Origin of the sequence: Mesorhizobium sp. M2A.F.Ca.ET.067.02.1.1 (genome assembly GCF_004023285.1) — a bacterium.
GTDB lineage: Bacteria > Pseudomonadota > Alphaproteobacteria > Rhizobiales > Rhizobiaceae > Mesorhizobium.
Map to the genome: position 1 here is coordinate 1 of NZ_RZSB01000867.1, position 2,268 is coordinate 2,268.

The 2,268-nt window shown below is 65.7% G+C and carries 3 protein-coding genes; all 3 read left to right on the forward strand.

The features are described 5' to 3' along the window. The coding region (locus EOA28_RS32980) for a protease modulator HflC (RefSeq protein ID WP_148671013.1) at window positions 1-915 on the forward strand (915 nt) is incomplete at its 5' end. 6 nt (window positions 916-921) lie between these two features. Next, entirely contained in the window at window positions 922-1,110 is a 189-nt protein-coding gene (locus tag EOA28_RS32985; protein WP_127251562.1) for a DUF2065 family protein, read from the forward strand. 178 nt (window positions 1,111-1,288) lie between these two features. Further along, a partial coding sequence (locus EOA28_RS32990; protein ID WP_245501653.1) for a trypsin-like peptidase domain-containing protein occupies window positions 1,289-2,268 on the forward strand: 980 nt, incomplete at its 3' end.

Sequence of the window (2,268 nt, forward strand, 5' to 3'; positions counted from 1 at the left end):
TTCCTGCTCTATTCCTCGGTGTTCGTGGTCAATGCCGGCCAGCAGGCGATCGTGCTGCGGTTCGGCGAGATCATCGACGTCAAGAACGAGCCCGGCATCTACTTCAAGGCGCCGTTCGCCTTCTTCGACGCCGACAGCGTGCAGATGGTCGAGAAGCGCGTGATGCGCTTCGACCTCGACAACATCCGCGTCCAGGTCTCGGGCGGCAAGTTCTACGAGGTCGATGCCTTCATCGCTTACCGGATCTCGGATCCACGCACGTTCCGCGCGGCTGTGTCCGGCCAGGTGGAATTGGCCGAAGCCCGCCTGAGGACGCGCCTCGACGCGGCGCTGCGCCGTGTCTACGGCCTGCGCGACTTTGAGGCAGCTCTTTCGGAAGAGCGCGGCAACATGATGCGCGAGGTGCGCGATCAGCTTCGCCCCGACGCGACCTCGCTCGGCCTCGATATCGAGGATGTGCGCATCCGCCGGACCGACCTGACGGCGGAGGTCTCGCAGCAGACCTATGACCGCATGAAGGCCGAGCGTCTGGCTGAAGCCGAGCGCCTGAGGGCGCGCGGCAACGAGGCGGCGCAGCGCATCAGGGCGCGGGCCGACCGCGAGGTCGTCGAGATCGTCGCCGAGGCGCAGAAGGAATCGGAAATCCTGCGCGGTGAGGGCGAGGCGCAGCGCAGCGCGACCTTCGCGGACGCCTATAAGCGGGATCCCGCCTTCTTCGACTTCTATCGCTCGATGAACGCCTACGGCACGGCGCTGGACAACACGGGAACGACGATGGTGCTCTCGCCCGAGTCCGAGTTCTTCCGCTACTTCCGCGATCCTGGCAGCAAGCCCGGCCCGGCCCCTTCCGCGCCACCGGCCGCGCCTGCGACGGCTCCCGCCGCGCCTGCGACCCAACCCGGCACCGCCCAGTAGCGGGCGGTGCAGGATTTTCTGGCGGCAATCGGCCTGGTCCTGGTGATCGAAGGGCTGGTCTATGGCGGGTTTCCGGCTTTGGCCCGGAAGCTCGCGGCCGAGGTGCTGTCGATGCCGGAAAATGTGCTGCGGATCGGCGGGCTGGTTGCGATCGCCGTCGGTGTCGGCATCGTCTGGCTCGTCCGCGGCTTATGATATTCCTTGGTGCCGTAGCGATTGACGATTTATCTTGCGCCGATAGCTATAGCCGCAAACGTGCCGTATTTCTTGCCAACATGAACCGGACAGGCGCCTTTGCGGATGCGCCTTTCCTTTTCAGAACCACCTGGAGGCCATGATGATATCCGACACCCTGTTGCGCGCGGCGCGGCGTATGGTCTTCGCCGGCGCCACCGCATTCGCGGTCGGCATTGTTGCCGTTCCGTCCTTCGTCACGCCGACGGTCGCCTCCGACGGACCGTCCTCGGTCGCCGATCTCGCCGAGCGCCTGCTCGGCGCGGTGGTCAACATCTCGACCTCGCAGACGGTGAAGGGCACGGAAGGACCGGGCGCGGTGCCGATGCCGCAACTGCCCGAGGGCTCGCCATTCCAGGATTTCTTCGACGATTTTTTCAAGAACCGCGGCGGCGACAAGGGCGGTGGCGGGCAGAAAGTGCAGTCGCTCGGCTCCGGCTTCGTCATCGACGCCGAGCAGGGCATCGTGGTGACCAACAACCATGTCATCGCCGATGCCGACGACATCGAGGTCAACTTCTCCGACGGTATCACGCTGAAGGCGACGCTTGTCGGCACCGACACCAAGACCGACGTCGCGGTGCTGAAGGTCGACCCCAAGGGCCACAAGCTGACGGCGGTGAAATTTGGCGATTCCACCAAGATGCGAGTCGGCGACTGGGTGATGGCGATCGGCAACCCATTCGGCCTGGGCGGCACGGTGACGGTCGGCATCGTCTCGGCGCGCAACCGCGACATCAATTCCGGTCCCTATGACGATTTCATCCAGACCGACGCCGCCATCAACCGCGGCAATTCCGGCGGTCCGCTGTTCAACGCCGCCGGCGAGGTCATTGGCATCAACACGGCGATCATCTCGCCGTCGGGCGGCTCGATCGGCATCGGTTTCTCCATCCCCTCGCAGCTTGCAGCCGGCGTCGTCGACCAGCTGCGCCAGTATGGCGAGACGCGGCGCGGCTGGCTGGGCGTTCGCATCCAGCCGGTGACGGACGACATCGCCGAGAGCCTCGGCATGGCCACCGCCAAGGGAGCGCTGGTCGCCGGCGTCATCAAGGGCGGGCCGGTCGACAATGGCACGGTCCAGGCCGGCGACGTCATCATCAAGTTCGACGGCAAGGA